General features: G+C 59.3%; 18 protein-coding genes and 2 tRNA genes. 3 read left to right on the plus strand and 17 right to left on the minus strand.

Annotation, left to right across the window (positions count from 1 at the left end; genetic code table 11):
• Positions 1 to 5 precede the first annotated feature (5 nt).
• The 7 genes from HYPDE_RS13880 to HYPDE_RS13910 all read right to left on the minus strand — a co-directional run bounded on the left by HYPDE_RS13880 (position 6) and on the right by HYPDE_RS13910 (position 6017).
• The gene (locus tag HYPDE_RS13880; protein ID WP_015599123.1) at positions 6 to 752 is read right to left on the minus strand and encodes an ABC transporter permease subunit; all 747 of its coding nucleotides are present in this window, start codon (positions 750 to 752) and stop codon (positions 6 to 8) included.
• Entirely contained in the window at positions 745 to 1707 is a 963-nt protein-coding gene (locus HYPDE_RS13885) for an ABC transporter ATP-binding protein (RefSeq protein WP_015599124.1), read from the minus strand. The genes HYPDE_RS13880 and HYPDE_RS13885 overlap by 8 nt, the downstream gene beginning before the upstream one ends.
• A 169-nt stretch (positions 1708 to 1876) precedes the next feature.
• A complete protein-coding gene (locus tag HYPDE_RS13890; protein WP_015599125.1) occupies positions 1877 to 2719 on the minus strand; it encodes a rhodanese-related sulfurtransferase in 843 nt (280 codons plus the stop codon).
• Positions 2720 to 2771: 52 nt separating this feature from the next.
• Positions 2772 to 4721, minus strand: coding sequence for an acyltransferase family protein (locus tag HYPDE_RS13895; RefSeq protein ID WP_015599126.1), 1950 nt, complete (start codon positions 4719 to 4721; stop codon positions 2772 to 2774).
• Between the two features lie 143 nt (positions 4722 to 4864).
• Positions 4865 to 4940: transfer RNA gene (locus HYPDE_RS13900), tRNA-Phe, on the minus strand.
• A gap of 92 nt (positions 4941 to 5032) precedes the next feature.
• The gene (locus tag HYPDE_RS13905) at positions 5033 to 5254 is read right to left on the minus strand and encodes a DNA gyrase inhibitor YacG (RefSeq protein ID WP_015599127.1); all 222 of its coding nucleotides are present in this window, start codon (positions 5252 to 5254) and stop codon (positions 5033 to 5035) included.
• 13 nt (positions 5255 to 5267) lie between these two features.
• Positions 5268 to 6017: a Maf family nucleotide pyrophosphatase gene (locus HYPDE_RS13910; RefSeq protein ID WP_187290834.1), complete on the minus strand. Its 750-nt coding sequence runs from the start codon at positions 6015 to 6017 to the stop codon at positions 5268 to 5270.
• A gap of 155 nt (positions 6018 to 6172) precedes the next feature.
• Here HYPDE_RS13910 and HYPDE_RS13915 point away from each other — a divergent pair, with 155 nt between their 5' ends.
• A complete protein-coding gene (locus tag HYPDE_RS13915) occupies positions 6173 to 6880 on the plus strand; it encodes a Crp/Fnr family transcriptional regulator (protein ID WP_244437654.1) in 708 nt (235 codons plus the stop codon).
• 38 nt (positions 6881 to 6918) lie between these two features.
• Positions 6919 to 8226 carry an adenylate/guanylate cyclase domain-containing protein gene (locus tag HYPDE_RS13920; RefSeq protein WP_015599130.1) on the plus strand — a complete coding sequence of 436 codons (1308 nt, stop codon included), beginning with the start codon at positions 6919 to 6921 and terminating at the stop codon, positions 8224 to 8226.
• On the opposite strand, the gene HYPDE_RS13925 is transcribed toward HYPDE_RS13920, so the two are convergent.
• From HYPDE_RS13925 to HYPDE_RS19400, 5 genes are all read right to left on the minus strand, one after another.
• On the minus strand, positions 8206 to 8700 hold the full coding sequence (locus HYPDE_RS13925; RefSeq protein WP_015599131.1) for a UPF0262 family protein: 495 nt from the start codon (positions 8698 to 8700) through the stop codon (positions 8206 to 8208). The two genes, HYPDE_RS13920 and HYPDE_RS13925, sit on opposite strands and share 21 nt — an antisense overlap.
• Before the next feature lie 6 nt (positions 8701 to 8706).
• Complete coding sequence (gene hisD, locus HYPDE_RS13930) at positions 8707 to 10005, minus strand: histidinol dehydrogenase (RefSeq protein ID WP_015599132.1); 1299 nt, start codon at positions 10003 to 10005, stop codon at positions 8707 to 8709.
• Positions 10006 to 10042: 37 nt separating this feature from the next.
• Positions 10043 to 10513 carry a DUF2948 family protein gene (locus HYPDE_RS13935; protein ID WP_041320505.1) on the minus strand — a complete coding sequence of 157 codons (471 nt, stop codon included), beginning with the start codon at positions 10511 to 10513 and terminating at the stop codon, positions 10043 to 10045.
• A 114-nt stretch (positions 10514 to 10627) separates the two neighbouring features.
• Positions 10628 to 11920, minus strand: coding sequence for a UDP-N-acetylglucosamine 1-carboxyvinyltransferase (murA, locus tag HYPDE_RS13940; RefSeq protein ID WP_015599134.1), 1293 nt, complete (start codon positions 11918 to 11920; stop codon positions 10628 to 10630).
• A 145-nt stretch (positions 11921 to 12065) separates the two neighbouring features.
• Positions 12066 to 12221, minus strand: coding sequence for a hypothetical protein (locus HYPDE_RS19400; RefSeq protein ID WP_187290835.1), 156 nt, complete (start codon positions 12219 to 12221; stop codon positions 12066 to 12068).
• 197 nt (positions 12222 to 12418) lie between these two features.
• Here HYPDE_RS19400 and HYPDE_RS13945 point away from each other — a divergent pair.
• Positions 12419 to 12493 (plus strand) — tRNA-Thr (locus HYPDE_RS13945).
• Positions 12494 to 13025: 532 nt separating this feature from the next.
• Here the strand turns inward: HYPDE_RS13945 and HYPDE_RS18530 are convergent.
• The 5 genes from HYPDE_RS18530 to HYPDE_RS13975 all read right to left on the minus strand — a co-directional run bounded on the left by HYPDE_RS18530 (position 13026) and on the right by HYPDE_RS13975 (position 19670).
• Positions 13026 to 13706 carry a helix-turn-helix transcriptional regulator gene (locus tag HYPDE_RS18530; protein WP_015599137.1) on the minus strand — a complete coding sequence of 227 codons (681 nt, stop codon included), beginning with the start codon at positions 13704 to 13706 and terminating at the stop codon, positions 13026 to 13028.
• Between the two features lie 57 nt (positions 13707 to 13763).
• Entirely contained in the window at positions 13764 to 15128 is a 1365-nt protein-coding gene (locus HYPDE_RS13960; protein ID WP_348226056.1) for an HlyD family type I secretion periplasmic adaptor subunit, read from the minus strand.
• A 46-nt stretch (positions 15129 to 15174) separates the two neighbouring features.
• A complete protein-coding gene (locus tag HYPDE_RS13965) occupies positions 15175 to 17088 on the minus strand; it encodes a type I secretion system permease/ATPase (protein WP_015599139.1) in 1914 nt (637 codons plus the stop codon).
• A 49-nt stretch (positions 17089 to 17137) separates the two neighbouring features.
• Positions 17138 to 18517, minus strand: a complete 1380-nt coding sequence (locus tag HYPDE_RS13970; protein ID WP_144061274.1) for a hypothetical protein — start codon at positions 18515 to 18517, stop codon at positions 17138 to 17140.
• A gap of 88 nt (positions 18518 to 18605) precedes the next feature.
• Positions 18606 to 19670: a hypothetical protein gene (locus HYPDE_RS13975; protein WP_015599141.1), complete on the minus strand. Its 1065-nt coding sequence runs from the start codon at positions 19668 to 19670 to the stop codon at positions 18606 to 18608.
• Between the last annotated feature and the right edge of the window lie 785 nt (positions 19671 to 20455).

A 20455-nucleotide genomic window follows, 5' to 3' on the forward strand; every position in this document is an offset into this window, starting at 1 on the left:
GAACCTCACTGCGCTTTCTTCTGGTCGATCGCGATGACGGTCGCGAATAGCCAGAAAATGATCATCGAGAAGAAGAAGATGAGCGTCGGCAGATCGAGCACGCCGCGCGTAATCCGCTGGAAGTGAGACAGGAAGCTCATCGACGCGACGGCATTGGCAACGAAGCCCGGCGTCCACGCCCGCACACTGTTCTGAACAAGGTCGAGACCGCTCATCGTGAAAAGGAAGCAGATAAGGGACGCGATGATGAACGCGATGACCTGGTTCTTCGTCAGTGTCGAAACGAAGGAGCCGATGGCGAGGAATGCACCGGCCATCAGGAAGCTGCCGAGATAGCTCGATAAGATGACGCCGTTATCGGGGCTGCCGAGGATGTTGACCGTGATCCAGATGGGAAAGGTCAGAACGAGCGCCAGGCCAATGAACGCCCAGGCTGCAAGGAACTTCCCGAGGATCGCTTCGAACGGCGTGACCGGGAGCGTCATCAGCAGTTCGATCGTGCCGCTCTTGCGCTCTTCCGCCCAGAGGCGCATCGCGACAGCCGGAACGAGCAGCAGGTAAAGCCAGGGATGATAGGCGAAAAAGGGGAAAAGATCGGCTTGCCCGCGATCAAAGAACTGACCGACGTAGAATGTCAGCGCGCCGGTGAGCGCCACAAAGACAGTCAAAAAGACCAGAGCGAGAGGTGTCGCGAAGTAGGCTCGGAGCTCACGCTTTGCGATGATCCAGGCTTGGTTCCAGGTTTCACGCATCGCGATCTCCCTCCTCCGGCATCGTGATTTGGCGGAATACGTCGTCGAGACGTCCGCGCTCGACGTAGAGCTCGTCGACCGGAATGTTTTGCGCTCGGAGAACAGCGGCAATCTCTGCGGCCGTCATTGTCTTCTGGCGTGGAATGGCGCGGAGGAGCAAATGGCCGTTCGGCTTGCCGATTGTTTCGACCCGCTCGACGACCGGGGCGCCTGAAAGCGCGCGAATAGCGGCGTCGGCGCGATCCGCGACAACCTTCAGCGATACGGCTCCGTGATAGTGCATCCGCTGCAGGAGATCGTCGGCAGTGCCGTCGGCAACGATGATGCCCTTATTGATGACGACTGCGCGCGAGCACACGGCTTCGACCTCTTCGAGGATATGGGTCGATATGATGATCGCCTTGTCGGCGGCCATTTCGGAAATGAGCTGGCGAACGTGGTGTTTCTGGTTGGGATCGAGGCCGTCGGTCGGCTCGTCCATGATGAGCACAGGTGGATCGTGGAGAATGGCCTGCGCGAGGCCAACACGGCGTTTGTATCCCTTCGATAGCGTGTCGATGACCTGATCGAGAACAGGCTCAAGCCCTGCGCGGTCCACGGAGCGAGCGACACGAGACGTTATCTCCGCGCCGCGAAACCCTCGGATTTCCGCGATGAACGAAAGAAACGTGCGCGGCGTCATCTCGCCGTAAGAGGGCGCTCCTTCCGGCACATAGCCGAATAGCATTTTCGCTTTTTTCGGCTCTTCGAATACGTCGATGCCACAAATCGCGGCCTTGCCGGCATCGGGTTCGAGGAACCCGGTGATCATCTTCATCGTCGTCGACTTGCCGGCACCGTTCGGCCCGAGAAAGCCGAGCACTTCGCCTTTAGGGACCTTGAGGGAGATACCGTCGACAGCTTTGATGTCGGCAAATCGCTTGTGAAGTCCGACGGCTTCAATAAGGACCGTCATGAAGACCTCCCGATGAAGTTGGATTGCGATCGATGTCGGGTGGACTATTCCAACAGGCGGGTCAGCTCAAGGGGCTGAAATCCTTAAATTTCAGACATCTAATCAGGAGCCGTCGCGTCATCGGCGAATGGAAAAATTGTCCGGGAGAATTTTTCGCGATGAGAAATTTTTATGCGAAGCTGACCGCGCGAGTCGAGCGGCGGCAATCTACGCAAAGACGATCGCCGTTTATTGCATCATCCGCGCGGCGTGGTTGTCCGCATCGCGCACAAAGCTCGTGATGCCCTTGGTGGACGCCGTGCTCGAGCGCGACACGCTCGTCAAAAACGAAACACTCGCCGCGCCAAAGGCTTTGCTCAGAGGGAATTTCCTCGAGGTATTTGAGAATGCCGCCGCTCAATTGATAGACATCAGTAAATCCTCGTGCCAGGAGATATGAACTCGCCTTCTCGCAACGGATGCCGCCGGTGCAGAACATCGCGATCTTCTTTTCAGGCGCGCCCTGAAGCTCGGCCGCAACGTAGTCGCGAAACTCGCTGAATGCGCGCGTGCGCGGATTGCGCGCGCCTTCGAACGTGCCGATGCCGACCTCGTAGTCGTTCCGCGTGTCGATGACGAGAACATCAGGATCAGAAATCAGCGCATTCCAATCTTTAGGCTCGACGAGGTGACCGGTCACTGCGGACGGGCGAAGGTCCGGAACGCCGAACGTCACGATCTCACGTTTGATTTTTACCTTGAAGCGCTGGAACGGATGCGATGCCGCGTTCGAATATTTGACGGTGAGACTTGCAAAGCGGGAGTCCGATCGCAGCTCGCTCACGACCGCCGCGACGTCCGTTTCTGGTCCGGAAATAGTCGCGTTGATCCCTTCATGGGCAAGGAGGATCGTGCCCTTGATGTCGCGTTCCGCGCAGAACAAGCGAAGCTCGCGCTGTAGGGTAACGGGATCATCGATATCGACGAACTTGTAGAACGCGGCGACGGTCACGCGCGCTGCCTGATCAATCATCGTGCCATGAATCTCGTTATTCGTTTCGTGTGGTTAGCGCCGCACAGATAATTCATGGCAGCGCCGCGGGCTTCTGGCCGTCGACGGACTCAGTCGCCGTTTTAGCGGGCCATAAAACCGGCGCGAGGAGTTTCGCGGCTATCAGCTTCTCTCCGGCGACGGTCAAGTGATTATCATCGAAATAGAGCACCGCACCATCCATTGCGGCCTTACATTCGTTCTCATTGCAGAGCGTTGGAAGCAAGGAAATATAGGTCGTGCCTGCGGCCGAGGCTATCTTGTCGAGCGTGGCGTCAAGATCCTGCAGGGCCTTCATGTCGGGCTGAAAAGCATACGCGTCCGGCTTCGTTCCGAGCATGGCCTTACGTGCCAGCGTGGCTGGCACCGGAAGCTGGTTCGGATGCGGCGGCACTTGGCCCAGAACGATGACGCGATGTCCCGCCGCAGACAAAGCGCGAAGCACGGAGTCCAGGCCGCGCGTAAACTCGGTCGGGTATTCGTGCGTCCATGCGATAGCGTTCGTCGCGACAATAATCGTCGTCGGCGCGAGCGAAACAAGATGCTCGATCATTCTCGCATTGTAGCCCGGACATTCGCCTTTGCTCGGATAGGTAAAATCGAGCGCCGGCGGACAGCCCGATGCCGTCAACTCGCGGACGCTCTCGTTTCTCGGTTCCGCGAGCTCACCCAAAGCGACGCTCAACTCGGCGCCGTGGCTGTCGCCATAGACGATGGCCGTCGGCGCGACCGGCGCACCGAGCACACAGGACTTATCGAAGTCGCCTGCGAGCGTGCCGTCGAAATGGCATGCGGTTCGCTTCGGGCTGGTATCCTGGGATGCTGCGGCTATGCCCAGAATTTCGGCTGGGAAACGGTTCGGCATGCCTTGCAAACTCACCAGCACCGCCGCCGGTATCGCCAGTGCGCCAAGGCTCAACCCGCCTCCGGCAAAGACCATTTTCCGAGTTCGCTCGGCACGGACGCGACGCCTGAAGGGCGTTTCGACGAAGCGCCATGTCAGAACCGAAAGCCCGGTCGCCGCGCAGATCAACAGGAGTTGCTGGGACGGAGTGAACGGCTGCACGAGCAGCAGCTTCGCGAAGACGATGAGCGGCCAGTGCCAAAGGTACAGGCTGTAGGAAATCAGGCCGATGAACACCATCGGTTTGAAGCTCAGGCATCGCGCGGCCAGCGTCCCGCCGCCTGCCCAAATGACGAGCGCAGCACCGAGACACGGCAGCAACGCCGCATAGCCTGGGAAAGGCGTCTTATCGTTGAAGAACAACACGGCCAATGCGATGCCGAGCAGGCCGAGCGCGCTTGCGGTTTCTCGGTGCCAGGTCTCTCTCGGGGGGCGAACAAGTCCAAGGGCAACAACGCTACCCATGAGCAGCTCCCAGGCACGGGTATGAATCAGAAAGTAGGCAGACCGTGGATCTTCCGGAGTGAGCGCGATGCTCATCGCAAGAGAGACGGGCAGTGCCCCACAAACAAGCAATGAAACGCCTCTTTGCCCAAACCTGTAGGCCAGCGAGAGCAGCAGCGGAAAGACCACGTAGAATTGCTCTTCGACGCCGAGGCTCCATGTGTGCAGCAGGGGCTGCGTCGCGGCGGCCGGATCGAAATATCCAGTCATGTTCGCGAACCAGACGTTGCTTACAGACAGGGCGGCCGCCAACAGACTCGCGGCATATGCCTTCAATTCATCCGGAAGCAGAACGGCGACCGCAGCCACGGTGGAACATGCGCCGACAAAGACCAGAGCCGGGACGATCCTGCGGATGCGCCGCTCGTAAAAGCTCGCGATGCTGAACCTTCCGGCGCGCAGGTCGTCGGCAATAATGTGTGAAATCAGAAAGCCGGAGAGCACAAAGAAGACGTCGACGCCGACGTAGCCGCCGGAGAATGATTTCATTCCGAGGTGGCAAAGGAACACGGCCACGACCGCGACGGCCCTCAGGCCATCGAGTTCGGGCCGATATCTGAGATTTGCGTCCCCCACCCGTCGCGCTCCAGCCGGTTGCCTCCGCTATAACGCACGCAGGTGAGGATACCCAGCGCTCCACGCGGGCATGCTGCAGCGTATACGCGGTGGCGCACGGCAAACATCTTGGTCTTTGAGGATTAGTTCTGTGGGAAAGCAAATGGTGCCCAGGGCCGGAATTGAACCAGCGACACTGCGATTTTCAGTCGCATGCTCTACCAACTGAGCTACCTGGGCTTGCCTCCGCGGCCAGGGGCCCATGCGAAGTCCGGCCCTTATAGGGGGGCATTTGCCGTGATGCAAGCGCGACGAAACCGCGTTGACCGGCTTTATCCTTTGTCCGCGTCAGACCCCTTATCTCCACCCGGCGGACCGCCACCATCACCCTCGTCTTCCTCCCGGCCAGGCACGGCGTAACCTCCGCTGAACCACTTGGCGAGGTCGATGTCGGCGCACCGCTTCGAGCAGAACGGACGGTAGGCCACGACCGCAGGCTTGCCGCAAATCGGGCACCGCACGGGTTTGCTGCCGGGTTCGGAAGACGTGCACATACCGTCAAAGATCTCAGACGCGATCGACTTCGGCGTATCGCAGCCAGTTGTACTGGATCGGAAACTTCTCGGAATTTAGCAGTCCGACGACCTCGGTCAGCGGCAGTCCGACGACGTTCGTGTAAGAGCCGATCAGCCGCTGCACGAAACAGCCGGCCAACCCCTGAATGGCATAGCCTCCGGCTTTGCCGCGCCATTCACGCGAGGCGATGTAGGATTCAAGCTCCGAGCGGTTGATGTAGCGGAAGCGGACGCGCGTATCGACGATTTTCGTCCGTATGCGATCATCCGGCGTGATGAGACAGACGCATGTCTGGACCTTATGGGTTCTGCCCGACAGGAGTTGTAGGGTCGCCATCGCTTCCTCAACGTGCATCGGCTTCATCAGGATCTTACGGCCCATTGCAACGACCGTATCGGCGGCCAGAACGTAGGAGTCGGCAAGATCACGGTCGTTGGCGATCTGGTCGCGCGCGACTTCGGCCTTGGCTTTTGCCAGCCGCGTGACGAGGGCCCGGGGCATTTCCCCGCGGCGCGCGCTTTCGTCGATCGAGGCCGGACGGAGAGCATCCGGCGTTACCCCTATCTGCGCAAGGAGTGTAACCCGGCGCGGGCTGGCGCTGGCGAGGACGAGCCGCGGCCGCTCGATTTCGGCCTTCGACGTTGCCCGCTCGCGCGCCATCGACCGCCGCAACGTTTCCCGGCTCGGCGCATCGGAGCGGGCGAAGGCGGGAAGGAGCGCGGATTTCAGCGAAGACATCATGGGCGGCCTGCAAGAGGTGCGAAGCGTCTCGACACCAAAAAAAGATGCGCGGACAATGGGCAAGCTATGGACATTTAGCAAGACCTCAGCGCGTTGCGGGGGAGTGGAAAACAAGGCATGAATAGCCCTGCAAATGAGCGGCTATGATGGCGACAATGGCTCTGAAAACCGATCCCGCCGGCCTTCTTGCTCGAACCCCGCTTTTTGGCGGGCTGGACGAGGCGAGCCGCCAGGCCGTCGCTGGCGAGCTTCGGGAAGCGTCCTACGAGCCGGGGCAGGTCATATTCTCGCGCGGCGACCCGGGTTCCGATCTCCATATCGTCAGCAAGGGTCGTATCCGGCTCTCGGTTCTGACATCGGATGGGCGCGAGTTGTCGTTCGCCCACGTCGAGCCGCCGTCGATCTTCGGTGAACTCGCGATCTTCGATGGGCGGCCGCGCTCGGCGGACGCAACGGCGGTCAACAAAGTCGAGACGCTGTTGCTTTCGAAGGCTGCCTTCCTGCGCCTCCTCGCATCGCACCCCTCGGTCGGAGAAGCGGCGGTGCGCTTCCTCGCCAGCCGGCTTCGCGATGCTGACGAGCAGCTCGAAGCCATCGCGCTGCATCCGATCGAAGCACGGCTGGCGCGTTTCTTCCTGGCATCCGTCAGGCAGAAAGACCCTTCCGGCAAAGCCGAGAAAATCTCGCTGGCCTTGCCGATTTCCCAGAGCGAGCTGGCGCTTTTGGTCGGGGCCAGCCGCCCCAAGGTGAACGCCGCGCTGCAGCTACTCGAGTCGGAAGGGGCCATCGAACGCCGGGGACAGCAGGTCATTTGCGACATTGCAGCGTTGAGCGGCGTCGGCCGTCTCGATGACAAAGACTAGCGGCAGACTGATTTTCGGCGCGGCCCGGACCTAATCACATGACGATCGCCGATCGACACAATGAGCATGGTTGGCCGCAGGGACGGTTTGCTTTGATCAGGCAAATCGTTCGTCCGGCAAGGGCGATCTTCGGCGCGATCGCGCGCATCGGCATCAAAGACTATCCTCCGGATACCCAGCGGCGCTTGAAGATTGTCAACGTATTTTCGTTCCTCGTCGTCGTCACGACATTCATCTACGCGATGCAGCTCTGGATGTCGGGCGACAAAGCGATGATGCCCGTCGTTCTGATCAACCTCGGCCTTGCCGTCATCGTCTCGTTTGTGCCGCTGATGCACAGGTTCAACGAGATGGCGGGCGGCCTGCTGCTTGTCGTTGCCGAATTCACCGCGCTCATCGGATTTACGTCCTACTTCGGACGCTTGGGCGGGGCGCCCCTGCAATATGTCGTGGCGGCGGCCGCACCGTTCGTGATTTTCGAAGCGCGGCGGTTCTGGCTCGTCTTCGCGATCGTGACGACGGCGCTCATTCTGCACCTCGTCGCCTGGTTCCAGTTTCCGACGGACGCAGCGCGGCTGCATACCGATCCGAGAGTTCTCAATTCCCTTTACGTGCAAGGTGCAATCACGACGTTCGGATTGATTGCGGCATGCGTCTACTATGCTTTCGGCCTTGTCGAGAACGCCAAGGCGGAAACCGAAACGGTCCTGCGCAACGTCCTTCCCGACGATGTCGTCGAGCGTCTGAAGGCAGCGCCGGGCGAGACGATCGCGGACGGGTTTTCGGATGCATCCGTGCTTTTTGCTGACATCAGCGGCTTCGTTCGTTTGGCCCACGAGCTTGGGCCGGAAAGAACCGTCGCGCTTTTGAACCGGCTCGTCACTGCCTTCGACGAGCTGGCGCAGCGCCACGGCGTCGAAAAGATCAAGACGATCGGTGATGCCTACATGGTTGCATCGGGCGTGCCGATTCCGCGGCCTGATCATGCGCAGGTTTTAGCGGCGATGGCGCTCGATCTGCTCGTTGCCGTCCGAGACGTCAGTGCTGCCGAGAACCTGGACCTCAACGTCCGCATCGGCATGGCGTCCGGCCCGATGATGGCGGGTGTCATTGGAAGGAATAAATTCAGCTATGACGTATGGGGCGATCCGGTGAACATGGCGAGCCGGCTCGAGCAATCAAGCGAAGTGGGGCGCATTACCATTTGCCCTACTTGCCATGCCGCATTGAAGGATGCCTTCATCCTCCGGCCGCGCGGGCTGATCGACATCAAGGGCGTAGGCAAGCAGGAAGCCTGGTTCCTGGACGGCAGGCGAGAGTCCGGCTCAGCCCTTCCAGTGCAGTGAGCAGACGAGCGTAAACAGCCTGCGGGCCGTATCCTCGTCGATGATGATTTTCGGCAGCAGCTTATCGCGCAGCAGAACGCTGCCTTCGTCGTGGAGAGCGCGGCGGCTGACGTCGATGGCCTGAATGCGCGCGGGCGGCGCGGTTCTAACCGCTTCGTAGTAGGACTCGCAGACCATGAAGTAGTCCTTCATGATGCGTTTAAGGGGCGTCAACGCCACGGTGTGCTCGAAGCTCTGTCCATTGCCTGCCGCGGCAACGTTCATTTGGAGACGGTCGTCAACGATCGAAAGATGCAACTTATAAGGGCCATCATCCAAGTCTTCGACACGGAAGGTGTTGCCGTCGAGAATATCGAAAATAGCAACTTCCCGCTCATGCTCAGCATTCACGTTCGCGCGGCCGAGCGATTTCGTGTCGAGCGTAATTTCCGCCAGACGATCACAACTATCGGCGCTGCTCACGGTTTGATCCATTCTGCCTCAAGTCGTTTTGGCAAGACGTACTTCCACAGAACGGCGATGGCCTTCCAATCCTTCGGCGCGCGCCAGCGTCATCGCCGCAGGCCCCAGCGCCGCCAAAGCCGCCTCATCAAGCTTCAGAATCGACGTGCGCTTCATGAAATCGAGGACTCCGAGGCCAGAGGAAAAACGCGCGCTCCGTGCGGTCGGCAGGACGTGGTTGGAGCCGGACACGTAGTCGCCGATCACTTCGGGAGTCACATGTCCAATGAAAATCGCGCCAGCGTTGCGAATGCGTTTCGATAGATCTTCCGCATTCTCCGTCGCGATTTCGAGATGCTCGGCGGCGACGCGATCTGCCAATGCCGGAGCTTCGTCGAGCGATTTTAAAACTATCGTCGCACCAAAAGCGTTCCAGCTTTCGCCCGCGATATTTCCGCGCGGAAGCGTCTGCAACTGACGAGCGACGGCTTGTTCGACGGACGCCGCGAAATTTTCGTCGTCGGTCATCAAAATCGACTGCGCGGCCGTGTCGTGCTCCGCCTGAGCGATCAGATCGCTCGCTATACAGTCCGGATCGTTGTGGCCATCGGCGATGACGAGAACCTCGGACGGGCCTGCAATCGAATCGATGCCGACAATACCGAACACCTGCCGCTTGGCAGCGGCGACGTAGGCGTTGCCCGGTCCGACGATCTTGACGACGGGACGGATCGTTTCGGTTCCGTAAGCCAGCGCGGCAACGGCTTGCGCGCCGCCGATGCGATAGATCTCGGTGATGCCGGCGATCTTGGCCGCCGCCAGAACCAACGGATTCAATTCTCCGCCGGGAGACGGGACGACCATCACGATGCGCGGCACGCCGGCGACTTTCGCAGGCACCGCATTCATCAGGACCGAACTCGGATAGGATGCGAGGCCGCCCGGCACATAGAGGCCTGCCGATTCCACCGCCGTCCAACGATGTCCGAGTTCGACGCCCGCGGCGTCGCGGTAGCGATCATCTGACGGTAGCTGGCGTTTGTGATGATCGGCGATACGATCGTGCGCGAAGTGTAGGGCATCGAGTGTCTCTTTCGAGCACTCGCGAACAGCTGCTTCGATTTCCGCGGCCGTTACGGCAATGCCTGATTTTCGCAGATCGAGGCGATCGAATTTGAGAGTGAGGTCGACGAGGGCCGCGTCACCGCGCGCGCGAATGTCAGCGATGATGTCTCTTACGGCGTTGTCGACGTCGACGGAGACTTCGCGCTTTTGCGAGAGCAGGGTTGCGAACTGCTGCTCAAAATTCTTATCGACGCTCTTCAGCCGCATCGGCATAAGCACTGTTCCTCAGAGCGTTAGGGACCCAACAAATTCAGCCTGCGTCTTCGGGGTGCTCCGGCGAATGTTTCGTGGCCCAAGCCGCCCCGAGGTCCTTCAACTCGACCTCGACGCATTCGACGTGGAGCCGAATGGCCGCCGCGCCCGAAAAAGTCAACGTGACATTGCCTTCCGGCGTTTCCGATCCACCGGTCGGTTCAAACGTAATTGCCAGCAATGCGAGCGCCGCGCGCTTATCCTTAAGATCAATTCCCTGCAGTTTGGCACCTAGGACACGCTCAAAGCGAATGCCCGTCCGGCGGCGTTCGAACTTCTCCGATGGCGCATGCGGTTTCGATTTTGCCTCGGCGAGCTTCCCCCAGTCGAACCGGTTGGCGATCACGACGAAGCGCTTTTCGCTCGGTAGATACGTCATTTCGCCGACGCGGAGCAGGGCATCCTGCAGGTGTGCGGAGATGACGTTCAAGTCTTCTGCGTCGAGAGCGATGAGTTTGAGGTCGGGCATCGATGCTGACAATCTCCCGGCGAACGCCTGAAAAACCATGCTATCCGACGGAGTGTTATCGGGCGGGCGGGGCTGGTGCAATATCGTCCCGAGGAGGAATGTAGCGTCTCGGCGTCAGCCGCTCGCCAGCCGCTCGATGTTGGCCCCGCAACGGCTGAGTTTCTGCTCCAGCTGCTCGAAACCGCGATCCAAGTGGTAAACACGATTGATCACCGTCTCACCCTCGCCTGCGAGACCGGCAATGACCAGCGATACCGACGCCCTGAGGTCGGTTGCCATGACCGGCGCACCCTTCAGCGTCTTGACGCCTTTGATCGTCGCCGTGTCGCCGTGAAGCTGGATATCGGCTCCGAGACGGGCCAGCTCCTGCACATGCATGAAGCGGTTTTCGAAAATCGTTTCGCGAATGATACTCGTTCCGGAGGCGAGGGTCAGCAGCGCCATCAGTTGTGCCTGCAGGTCGGTCGGAAAGCCCGGAAAGGGCTCCGTTTCTATCGAGACAGGCTCGATGCCGCCGCCATTGCGCATCACGCGGATGCCGGTATCGGTCGCCTTCAAGGCCGTGCCGGTATTGGCGAGGACATCGAGCGCCGCTTTCAGATCGTCGATGCGGCCACCTTCCAGGGTCACATCGCCGCCTGTCGCGGCGACGGCCATCGCGAAGGTTCCGGTTTCGATGCGATCAGGGAGGACTGTGTGAACTGCGCCTTCGAGGCGGTCGCGCCCTTGAATTCTAAGCGTCGACGTGCCGATGCCTTCGACCTTGGCGCCCATCTTCGAAAGGCAGCTCGCGACGTCACCGATTTCCGGCTCGCGCGCGGCGTTCTCAATGACGGTCTCTCCTTTCGCCAAAGCCGCCGCTAGCAGGACGTTATGCGTGGCGCCGACCGAAACTTTAGGAAATACGATGCGCGTGCCGCGCAGTCCTTTCGGAGCCCGTGCGATGACATAGCCGGCATCGATGTCGATCTCGGCGCCGAGCGCCTTCAATCCCATCAGATGCAAATCGACGGGGCGCGTTCCGATCGCGCAGCCACCTGGCAGCGATACCTTCGCTTCGCCCATGCGTGCAATCAGCGGACCCAGCACCCAGAAGCTGGCGCGCATCCGCGAAACCATTTCGTAGGGTGCCGTCGTGTCGACGATATCGCGAGCGGTCAGATGGAATGTCTCGCCGAGGTGCATCGCCGGACCCGGCCGCTTGCCGTCAACTGCGAGGTCAACGCCATGGTTGCGCAAGATGCGCACGAGCAGGTTGACGTCGGCAAGGTTCGGAACATTTTTAAGCGTCAGCCGGTCCTCGGTCAGGAGGCTGGCAATGAGTAGCGGCAAGGCCGCGTTCTTGGCACCGGAAATCGGGATCGTGCCACGGAGTGCCTGACCGCCGGTAATCCTGATCCGATCCATAAATGCCTTCTGGCTCCAAGCGTAAGGCAAGTCCTTGCGGCAGCGAAGATTCGCGTCTTTGCCCGTGTCGCTGATACTGGTTTCGCGGCAGGTCCCGCAAGGGAGTTTTGCCGATGGACGCCCCGAGCGCACCCTTCTGGAACAATTACTCGCCCGGGGTGTTGTCTTTGCCACCCGTTCGGCTGCGAGCGGCCTCTTTGCGGCGTTTCAAGTTGGCCCGCAGGACTTCCGCGAGGCGCTCGGCACGCGCTTCCTTGGGTGAGGGGCCCTGGCTTTTTTCCTTTGAAATTCGGTCGGTCATGCGTATCCCGGCGGTCGCTCATATCCCAAGTCATGGTCCTGCGACATCGTCTCGGAGAGCTTGGCTTTCGGTCTTGCCCCTCGTCAAGCCTTGTGGCAGTGTCCGGCCGCCTGCCAAGCGGGCACCACGCGCGTCGGTTTCGTCGGCGCGCTTGCTTTTTCTTGGGCGCCGATTGCCGGCACCCTGAGGCCGTCTAGGCTGCCGTAGCTCAGTGGTAGAGCACTCCCTTGGTAAGGGAGAGGTCGAGAGTTCAATCCCCTCCGGCAGCACCATCAAAATCCCTTTATTTCAAAGGCTTTTTGGGCACTCTGTCGGATAATCATGGTTCGAACATGTCAGGAACGGCCGGGATGCCAGCGGGAGAGACGCGAGGCGGGATTCAAAGCCGAATCTTTGGTGGCTCCCAGGACGGATCTTGATTGATCCCGGCTGCCACGCAGTAACGACGCAAACCCGTCAATGCCGGCTCCTTATCGGAGCCAAACTTCTTTCCGATGATCCAACCTGTAAGCCGCATCGTAAACGCTTCTCGGCCTTCCGTGCTCATGTCATCTACACACCGGAAAACTTGCTCGATGAGCATAAGGGCGCGTTCGCAATCGCTTTGCTCTGGCTCTGGGGTGCGCCGTAACGCCAGAAGCTCCGAAATACGCGTATATGACTCTTCCTGTCCCATAGGAGCATCCTAGCGGAGAAGGCAGGCGCACATAATTGTCAGAAACGACAGGCGGCAAATTCAAGCCGGGTGACCTGCGGCGATCGTCACGAGGCACGCTAACGCGACGGCTCGTCCTGCGGTGCAATTCAGACCGCGATGAGCTGTTGCGCGACGGCTTTGGCAACAGCCTGGGTCGTCGTGATGCAGTTCAGTTTTTCACGTGCGGAATTCAGGTGGAAACGAACAGTTCGTTCACTGATTCCGAGAATGATGCTTGCCTCCCAAGCGGATTTTCCCGCCGCGACCCACCGAAGGCAGTCGAGCTCGCGTGCGGAAACGACGAGAGCTTCGGACGTATCCACCCCGTTGCGCCGGAGCATGTGGCAGTGAAAGTATTCACCTAATATCTTCAGTTCGCTGAGTTCCGGCGCAATTTCGTTGTCCAAGTCATCTCCGCCCGGGGCGCTCCTGAAGCCGAGAATCGCAAACTCGCCGCGTCGCGACGTGAGCTGCACGGCGCCAGATGGCGCATCGCCAGTGAGCAGCTGATTGCCGTCCGATTGTCTGCACGCCATTTCGACAGTGCGGATCTCGGCAAGACGGTGCATCGGCACAGCCCTGCTTGTGATCGCCTGGCTGGCCATATCTCCTGAAAACGCACAGTGTACGAACGAGCCGCTCGAAAAGCGCGGGATGTTCACGCACAAATACCAAATATCCGAGAGCCGATAGATTTCGCGCGCGGCCATAAGGAATGCAATGCCCTTGTCTCGCTCGACGACCGTGCTCCGATCGTCAACGATCTCTGATAATATACCCGCTAACATGATGACTTTCCGATAATATCGTTCACCGAGATGATTTAGAGAAGCTTTGGGGTTCAATCATTTTTCCCTGAAGGCTCGCGAGAAGCTGCCCATGATCGGCTCCATCAGATAGTCGAAGAGCGTCCGTTCTCCGGTCCGGATGTAGAGGTCCGCAGGCATGCCAGGCGTGGGCTTGAAGTTCGCCACCTTGGCCTTGACGTCCGTATCGTCGAGCTTGACGCGAACGATGAATGAGCCACGGTCGGTTGTTTCCGGTGTCGCCGTCAGCATCGAAGGCCGATCTGCAATGGTGTCGGCGGAAAGATAGGTTACGCGTCCGTCGATCATTGGCGTTATGCGCTGGTTCAGGGCGGAGAGCCGAACGGTCGCAGACTGTCCTTCTTTAACGTGCGCTACCTGGTTTGGACTGATGCGCCCCTCGATGATGAGTTCGTCGTTCACGGGCAACAGCTCCAGGATGGTGCCGCCCGCGGAGACGACACCACCTCGTGTGTGCTGGTTGAGCTTTACGACGATGCCTCGGACGGGAGCCTTTATTTCGGTTCGCTCGACGACATCCTTCGCGGCTCGAATCTGTTCCGTTACATCGTCGAGCTCGGATTCGGTCTGCCGCAACTCCTCGACGGCCTTCTGAGTCACTGTCGAATGGACGGATGCGATTTGCTGCTCGGCGCGTGCGATCTGCTGGCGACTGTCTGCCACGCGCCCAACAAGTTCGCCAAGCTGGCCGGTCAACGCCGCCTCGTCGCGTTGAACCGAATAGACTTCCGTTCTGCGAATAAGGTCGCGATCAAGCAGAGAATTTTTGGCTTTGAGCTCTTCCCCAAAAAGACCGAGCCGTTCCTGCGTCGCCTTGATCTGCGCCTGATAGCCGACGATGCTTTCCTTGAGACCGGCAATCTCCCTCTGCATCACGGCATCTTCGTTCTCGGCTTTCTTTCGGCGCGAGTCGAGTTCAAGCTGCTGGCGGTTGATGATCGTCTGCACTTCAGGATCGTCGATATCGATATCGGACGTTGACGGCAAAACGAACGTGCTCTTGCCGGCAAGCTCGGCTTCAAGGCGCGCCTGCGTCGATACCAGTCTATATTTTCTAAGCACGAGCATGCGCAGCTTGGCGACTGCGGTCGTCGGATCGAGCCGCACCAAGATCTGCCCTGCTTCGACGAGATCACCTTCTTTGACGGCAACCTCGCTGACAATGCCACCTTCAAGATGCTGGATCTGCTTATTTTGCCCGGCGGCGACGAACGTTCCGGAGGTAACGACCGCGCCATCCAATGGCGCCGTCGCGGCCCACGCACCAAATCCGACAGCACAAACAGCGACTACGCCCAGCCCGATCAAGCTCGGAAGGCGTGAACTCCTGGATACGCCCCTGTGCCATTCATCTATCCCAGGACAGCCAAGAAGCATTTTCATTCCCCTGACACATGCGAACGAAGATCAAAGTTATTTGCGAACATTCTCACGCTGATGGAACAGGAGCCGCTTGGCTGACGAGGCGATGGAGCACATCGCGTGGCGCGCCAAAGCCTTCCATTCGTCCCGATCGCAAGACCAGAACCTTGTCGACGGTATTCAAGAGCGCGGGGCGCTGCGTAATCAGGACAATCGTTACGCCGCGCTCCTTCGCTCTCATCATGCTGTCGGCCAAAGCCTTCTCTCCAACCGAGTCGAGGTTCGAGTTCGGTTCGTCGAGCACGATCAGCGAAGGGTTGCCGAAGAACGCACGGGCCAGAGCGATGCGCTGTTTCTGTCCGCCCGAAAGGGGCGCACCATTGCGGTCAAGCACCGTTTCGTAACCGGCGGCGAGCTGGCAAACCATGTCGTGGACGCCCGCGACGGCGGCCGCGTCATAAATCTCCTTGTCCGGAAGGTCAGTGCGGAGCCGACAAATATTTTCTTTGATGGTTCCGGGGAAGAGCTCGACCTCTTGCGGCAGATAGCCTGTGAACTCTCCGAATTGGCGGCGATCCCAGTTGCGCAACTCCGTTCCGTCGAGCCGCACCTTGCCTGCCGTCGGAAAGAGGCAACCAACTAGGATGCGGGCAAGGGTCGATTTTCCGGACCCCGACGGACCGACGATTGCAAGCGACTCGCCGGGTTTGAGTTCGAAATTCAAGCCGTTCAGGATCGGCTCGCGCGTGCCCTGCGGAATGTAGAGAAGGCGTTCGACGCTCAATTTTCCCGCGGGCCGGGGAAGCCTCAGTTTCGACTTTTCCTTGCTCAACCCTTCGAGCGCGGTCCTTACGCGGGCATAGGCGGCACGCGACTGCACGACCGATCGCCAGCCCTCGATCATTCCTTCGAGCGGCTGAAGGGCGCGGCCACCGATGATCGAAGCCGCAATCATCATGCCGCCCGTCAACTCTCCCGCTAAAGCAAGATGTGCGCCCCAGCCGAGGACCACGATCTGCGTTACCAAGCGCGCGAATTTCGACGCGCCGCTGATCCAAAAGTTGCGGTCGTGCGCATTGATCTGCGATGCAAGCGCAGGCGCTTGCTCGCGGCCCCAATGCAGAATGCTTTCATTCAGCATTCCCATCGCATTGATGACCTGCGCATTGCGGGCGAGGGATTCTGCGTGCGCGTCCGCCTTCGAGGAGAACGAACCGGCTTTGCCGAGAGGCCCGGCCGTCGCCGTTTGGTTCAGCAACGCAATTGCGAAAAGCACAAATCCTGCGGCCAGAACGATCGCGCCGAGGCTTGGATGGATAAGGAAGATGACGCCGAAATAGAATGGTGCCAGAGGGGCATCGAACAGCAGGAGCATCGTGGGACTGGATAGAAAGCTGCGTACCTGATGCAGGGAACGAAGCGCCTGCAGGCTGCCGCCCTCTCCCGTCGGCGCCGACATTACGATACCGGCGAGGATCGGTCCGCCGAGAATGACCTCCATCGAGGCGGCGAGCCGCCCGAGCACTTGACGACGCAAGATGTCGAGCACCGAAAGCGTGGCCAGCAATCCGACCGCCAGCGCCGAGAGCATCAGCAATGTATCCAGACTGCGGCTTGTGAGAACTCTGTCGGATATCTGGAACAGATAGATCGGCATCGTGAGCATGAGGACGTTCACGAACAGCGAGAACAGAGCTACGATGGCAAACGTCCGCCGCGAGATCGTGCGCCACTTGGCCAGGGGATCGACGGCTCGATCCGCCTGCGATGCATGCGTTTCGTGTGCCGCGGCAGCGACACTCTTCCACTTGCCGATTTCGGCACGCAACGCCGCGAGGCGCCGAAGAGCGATATGAGGTTCCGCCGGCGCGGACACAGATTGCATCTGCTCGTCGCGGATCCGCTCGAGATCTACGATCGCCCCGTCATCCGCTTCTTCGATGCGATTGCGTTCGTTTTCAGCAATAAAAAGATTATTCATTTGCAGCCGCCCCCTGATGACGATTTGCACTCAATGCATCGAGCTTCGGCTAGCCGAACAGGCCCAGGTGCAGATGGGAATGCAGATCGTCGAGAACGGTGGGATGCACGGGAGACTGCACGCTGCCATGATCATCGGTGTCGGACGCGGGATCGGCTGTATGGGGGCCGATTCCGATCGCGCTGGTGATGATGGTCGTGATGCCGCCGGTGTCAGTGGAGGTCGAAGCCGACACGCTTGCGTCATGAGACGTATCGCTTAGGGCGAGATTGAATTGCGAATAAGCCGACGTGCTTGCGACGGCGTCGTTGGACGCGACCGTGTCCGGTGTCTCAGCAGCGAACGACAGCGAGCCCGGCGACGAGACGCCTAAACTATCCAAGGTATTTCCCAACAAGTCATGGATCCCGCTCGCGACGTCGGCGCCAGAAGCAATGACCGAGCCGACAGAATCGGCGGTTGATCCGATAATGCCGGCTGCGTTGCTGCCGACGTCACCGAGGCCGGTAATCAAACTCGCGTTGCCGAGCACATGGATCGTCGAGTCGGCAACGGTCGTTACCGTCGATGTCAAATCGGAGAGCAACGGCGCAGCGTCACCGAGAAGCCCACCGACAGCGTGTGTCGCCGTATCGACAACATCGCCGACAAGACCGCCGGCGACGCCCGTTACCATGCCGAGTGTCGCGTCGACCGTCGACGTCACCTCTCCAGTGAGATCACCCAAGCCTCCTACGATCTGAGCCACCACCTGGGCGGCGTCTTGAACCGTGGCGTCTGCGATGCCGATGACGGGAGCTACGATCCCGGTGACATGCTCGACGACATCGACGACCGGATTTACGACCGTGTTGAGGATTGTCGTGACGTTCGACGTCAGATCGTGGCTGTCTGTGCTGACGTAGTTATTGATGATCGTTGTCGCCGCATCGTGGCTGTCCGACGAATAGTAATTGTTGTTGGTATTGTATGAGGTCGACGAGCCCGAGGCATTTGCATCGCTGCCCGCGCCCGTTTGGATATTGGGCTGCGCAACAGGACTATCGGCATAAACCGGCATCAAGTCGGGAACAACATTGGCTCCGCCGGCGATGGGATCGAACGCTATTTTTGGATCGGCGGCATGGCTACCGCCGTCCGCTGGCAACGATTCGAGCGTGAGAGGCTGCATCTCGGGCTGAGAAACACCGGAATATGAACTGCCGTCGCCCGAATGGGACGCATCCCCATGATCGCTGTCGACGATCGCGGCGTGCGCCGACCCACCAATAATCTCGGTCGCCGCCAGAAAATTCGCGAGAAAGAATGACCACGTGAGAAAGCTCCACATGCCGCGCTGTCGCTCTGGCCGGGGCAACTCCTTGTCGATCGGCGCTGCATTGTCTTTTCTCGTGCGAGAAAAAAGAGTGGCTCCCAATTGCATTGACATGTCCGTCCTCAATGAATGGAAATTAGTTTCGTTGCGTACCGTTGACACGCCGACGGCCGGACATTGCTGCCCGGCCGTTCGTTATTCTTCATGCCTGATGAATGTCGTGCCCCAGATCCAGGTGCCCGAGGTCGAAGAGATTTAGAGTGCTTGTCAGATGGTCGAGATCGAGGTTGGTGGCAGCGACGTCATGGGTCGGCTGCGTGTTGAGAACGGCACCTACATCGGAGAGGTCTATTGGTCCAAGGTTGTGCACGAGATCGCCGACGTGGCCTGCCGCGATCGAAGAGACGTTACCAACAATATCGGCCGCAATGCTGTGGCCAATATCGGAAATATTCAGCGGTGCCGCGAGGTCTCCGCTTCCGAGAGATGCGATATGGGCGACGACATCGCCAATCGAACCGTTTGCCAAGCCCGAATCTGCAACGTGGCTCAGCACATCTCCGACAACAGGAGCTACATTGCCTTCGGCCGCGCCGTCGGCGATATCGCCGACGATACCGGTAACCGGCGCCGCGATATTCGTCGGGAGGTTGGCTGTGAGACCGGAAAGATCGCCGCCGCCGATATGGCTTAGGATGTCGCCGATCGAGGTTCCGAGATCCGTGGTGACGTGATCCAAATTGCCGTTGCCGACATTGTTCAGAACGTCGGCCACAACCGGAAGGTTCGCTGTGAGATCCGAGAGGTTGCCATTCGCAACATGACCCAGAATATCGTTGGCAACATTCGATCCGTTGAGGCCGGACAGCACATCACCGATATGCGGCGAAAGCACATCGCCGATCGTCGTCGTGCCCCCATTCAACAGACCGGCGGTCAGGTTCGGGCTTAAAATGTCGCCGATATTCAGGTTGTTCAGAACGCCGGGATTGAGGACATCGTGCACGACGTCACTTATTCCGAGGTTGACGTCGCCCACGTTCACTGTCGGACTGAGAATGTTCGTGTTGCTCAACACATCGCCGACGCTGGTGCCGCTTAGAATATCGCCTTCGGTCAGCGACACATTGGTGTCGTGGCTATCGACGTAACTGTTGGATACGGTCGTGATCGTCGTATCGTGGCTGTCGGTCGATGAATAATTATTCGTTGTCGTCGTCGTAACGTTGTGGCTGTCGTACGAGTAGTAGTTATTTGTCTGTGTCATCGAATTACTCGGCTCCGGTGGGCAATCGCAGTCGGTGGGCGGAGGGCAATGTTCGGACGGTGGGGGGCTGGAACAGTGCTCGGGCGGAGGCGGCGGAGGACAATGCTCCGGTGGCGGTGAACGGTGCTCGGGCGGGGTACAGTCCCAGAGCGTGCTTTTGCATTCTTGCGTCATATTCAGCTTCCTCTCTCAGGAAAGGCATGTTGAGGACCTGAAAGATGAACCTCCGACCCCTGACGGACGTCCCGTTATGATTTTCCGAGTCCACGGCTTATCCTGCCAAAAAAAGCAACCCGCCGAAGCTGTTCGAAACGACAGCTCAACGCCCGCAATTGATTAGAATTTTCTCTATTAATTTTTGAATTGAGCCGTAAACTTCTATGTGCAAACTCAATTGACGCAATATGTATTGCGCGCATTCGTTGAGTTGTTATTTTCTATATGCGAACAAATTTATGGAATCGGTGATTGCGGAAGATGATTGCGTTAACCAACGTCTCTGTGACTTACGAGAGCATTCATTGCAAGCTGGGCTATTTCCGTCGCGTCAGTGAATCCCTGTTCAACGAGCGCCTGAACGGCTGACGCCAAGTATGCGTGGTCAGCCGTTATTTCATCGCTGTCGCGGGCCGTCGACAGCCCGGCCCGCTCGCAGGCAATTTCGAATGATCTTCTCATGAGCGAAAGCTCGAGCTTCCGAAGGCTGTCCAGGGTCATGACATCCTCGACTGGCAAGCTAAACCGCGAGAATTACGAACACCTCGGAACTCAGGGGCAGTCCGAGG

Origin of the sequence: Hyphomicrobium denitrificans 1NES1 (assembly GCF_000230975.2) — a bacterium.
GTDB lineage: Bacteria > Pseudomonadota > Alphaproteobacteria > Rhizobiales > Hyphomicrobiaceae > Hyphomicrobium_B > Hyphomicrobium_B denitrificans_A.

Bases quoted from the DNA above. Each gene is read 5' to 3' on its own strand.
- HYPDE_RS13880 (WP_015599123.1), bottom strand. From the start codon at position 752: ATGCGTGAAACCTGGAACCAAGCCTGGATCATCGCAAAGCGTGAGCTC.
- HYPDE_RS13885 (WP_015599124.1), bottom strand. From the start codon at position 1,707: ATGACGGTCCTTATTGAAGCCGTCGGACTTCACAAGCGATTTGCCGAC.
- HYPDE_RS13890 (WP_015599125.1), bottom strand. From the start codon at position 2,719: ATGATTGATCAGGCAGCGCGCGTGACCGTCGCCGCGTTCTACAAGTTC.
- HYPDE_RS13905 (WP_015599127.1), bottom strand. From the start codon at position 5,254: ATGTGCACGTCTTCCGAACCCGGCAGCAAACCCGTGCGGTGCCCGATT.
- HYPDE_RS13910 (WP_187290834.1), bottom strand. From the start codon at position 6,017: ATGATGTCTTCGCTGAAATCCGCGCTCCTTCCCGCCTTCGCCCGCTCC.
- HYPDE_RS13915 (WP_244437654.1), top strand. From the start codon at position 6,173: ATGGCTCTGAAAACCGATCCCGCCGGCCTTCTTGCTCGAACCCCGCTT.
- HYPDE_RS13920 (WP_015599130.1), top strand. From the start codon at position 6,919: ATGACGATCGCCGATCGACACAATGAGCATGGTTGGCCGCAGGGACGG.
- HYPDE_RS13925 (WP_015599131.1), bottom strand. From the start codon at position 8,700: ATGGATCAAACCGTGAGCAGCGCCGATAGTTGTGATCGTCTGGCGGAA.
- hisD (WP_015599132.1), bottom strand. From the start codon at position 10,005: ATGCCGATGCGGCTGAAGAGCGTCGATAAGAATTTTGAGCAGCAGTTC.
- HYPDE_RS13935 (WP_041320505.1), bottom strand. From the start codon at position 10,513: ATGCCCGACCTCAAACTCATCGCTCTCGACGCAGAAGACTTGAACGTC.
- murA (WP_015599134.1), bottom strand. From the start codon at position 11,920: ATGGATCGGATCAGGATTACCGGCGGTCAGGCACTCCGTGGCACGATC.
- HYPDE_RS19400 (WP_187290835.1), bottom strand. From the start codon at position 12,221: ATGACCGACCGAATTTCAAAGGAAAAAAGCCAGGGCCCCTCACCCAAG.
- HYPDE_RS18530 (WP_015599137.1), bottom strand. From the start codon at position 13,706: ATGTTAGCGGGTATATTATCAGAGATCGTTGACGATCGGAGCACGGTC.
- HYPDE_RS13960 (WP_348226056.1), bottom strand. From the start codon at position 15,128: ATGAAAATGCTTCTTGGCTGTCCTGGGATAGATGAATGGCACAGGGGC.
- HYPDE_RS13965 (WP_015599139.1), bottom strand. From the start codon at position 17,088: ATGAATAATCTTTTTATTGCTGAAAACGAACGCAATCGCATCGAAGAA.
- HYPDE_RS13970 (WP_144061274.1), bottom strand. From the start codon at position 18,517: ATGTCAATGCAATTGGGAGCCACTCTTTTTTCTCGCACGAGAAAAGAC.
- HYPDE_RS13975 (WP_015599141.1), bottom strand. From the start codon at position 19,670: ATGACACAGACAAATAACTACTACTCGTACGACAGCCACAACGTTACG.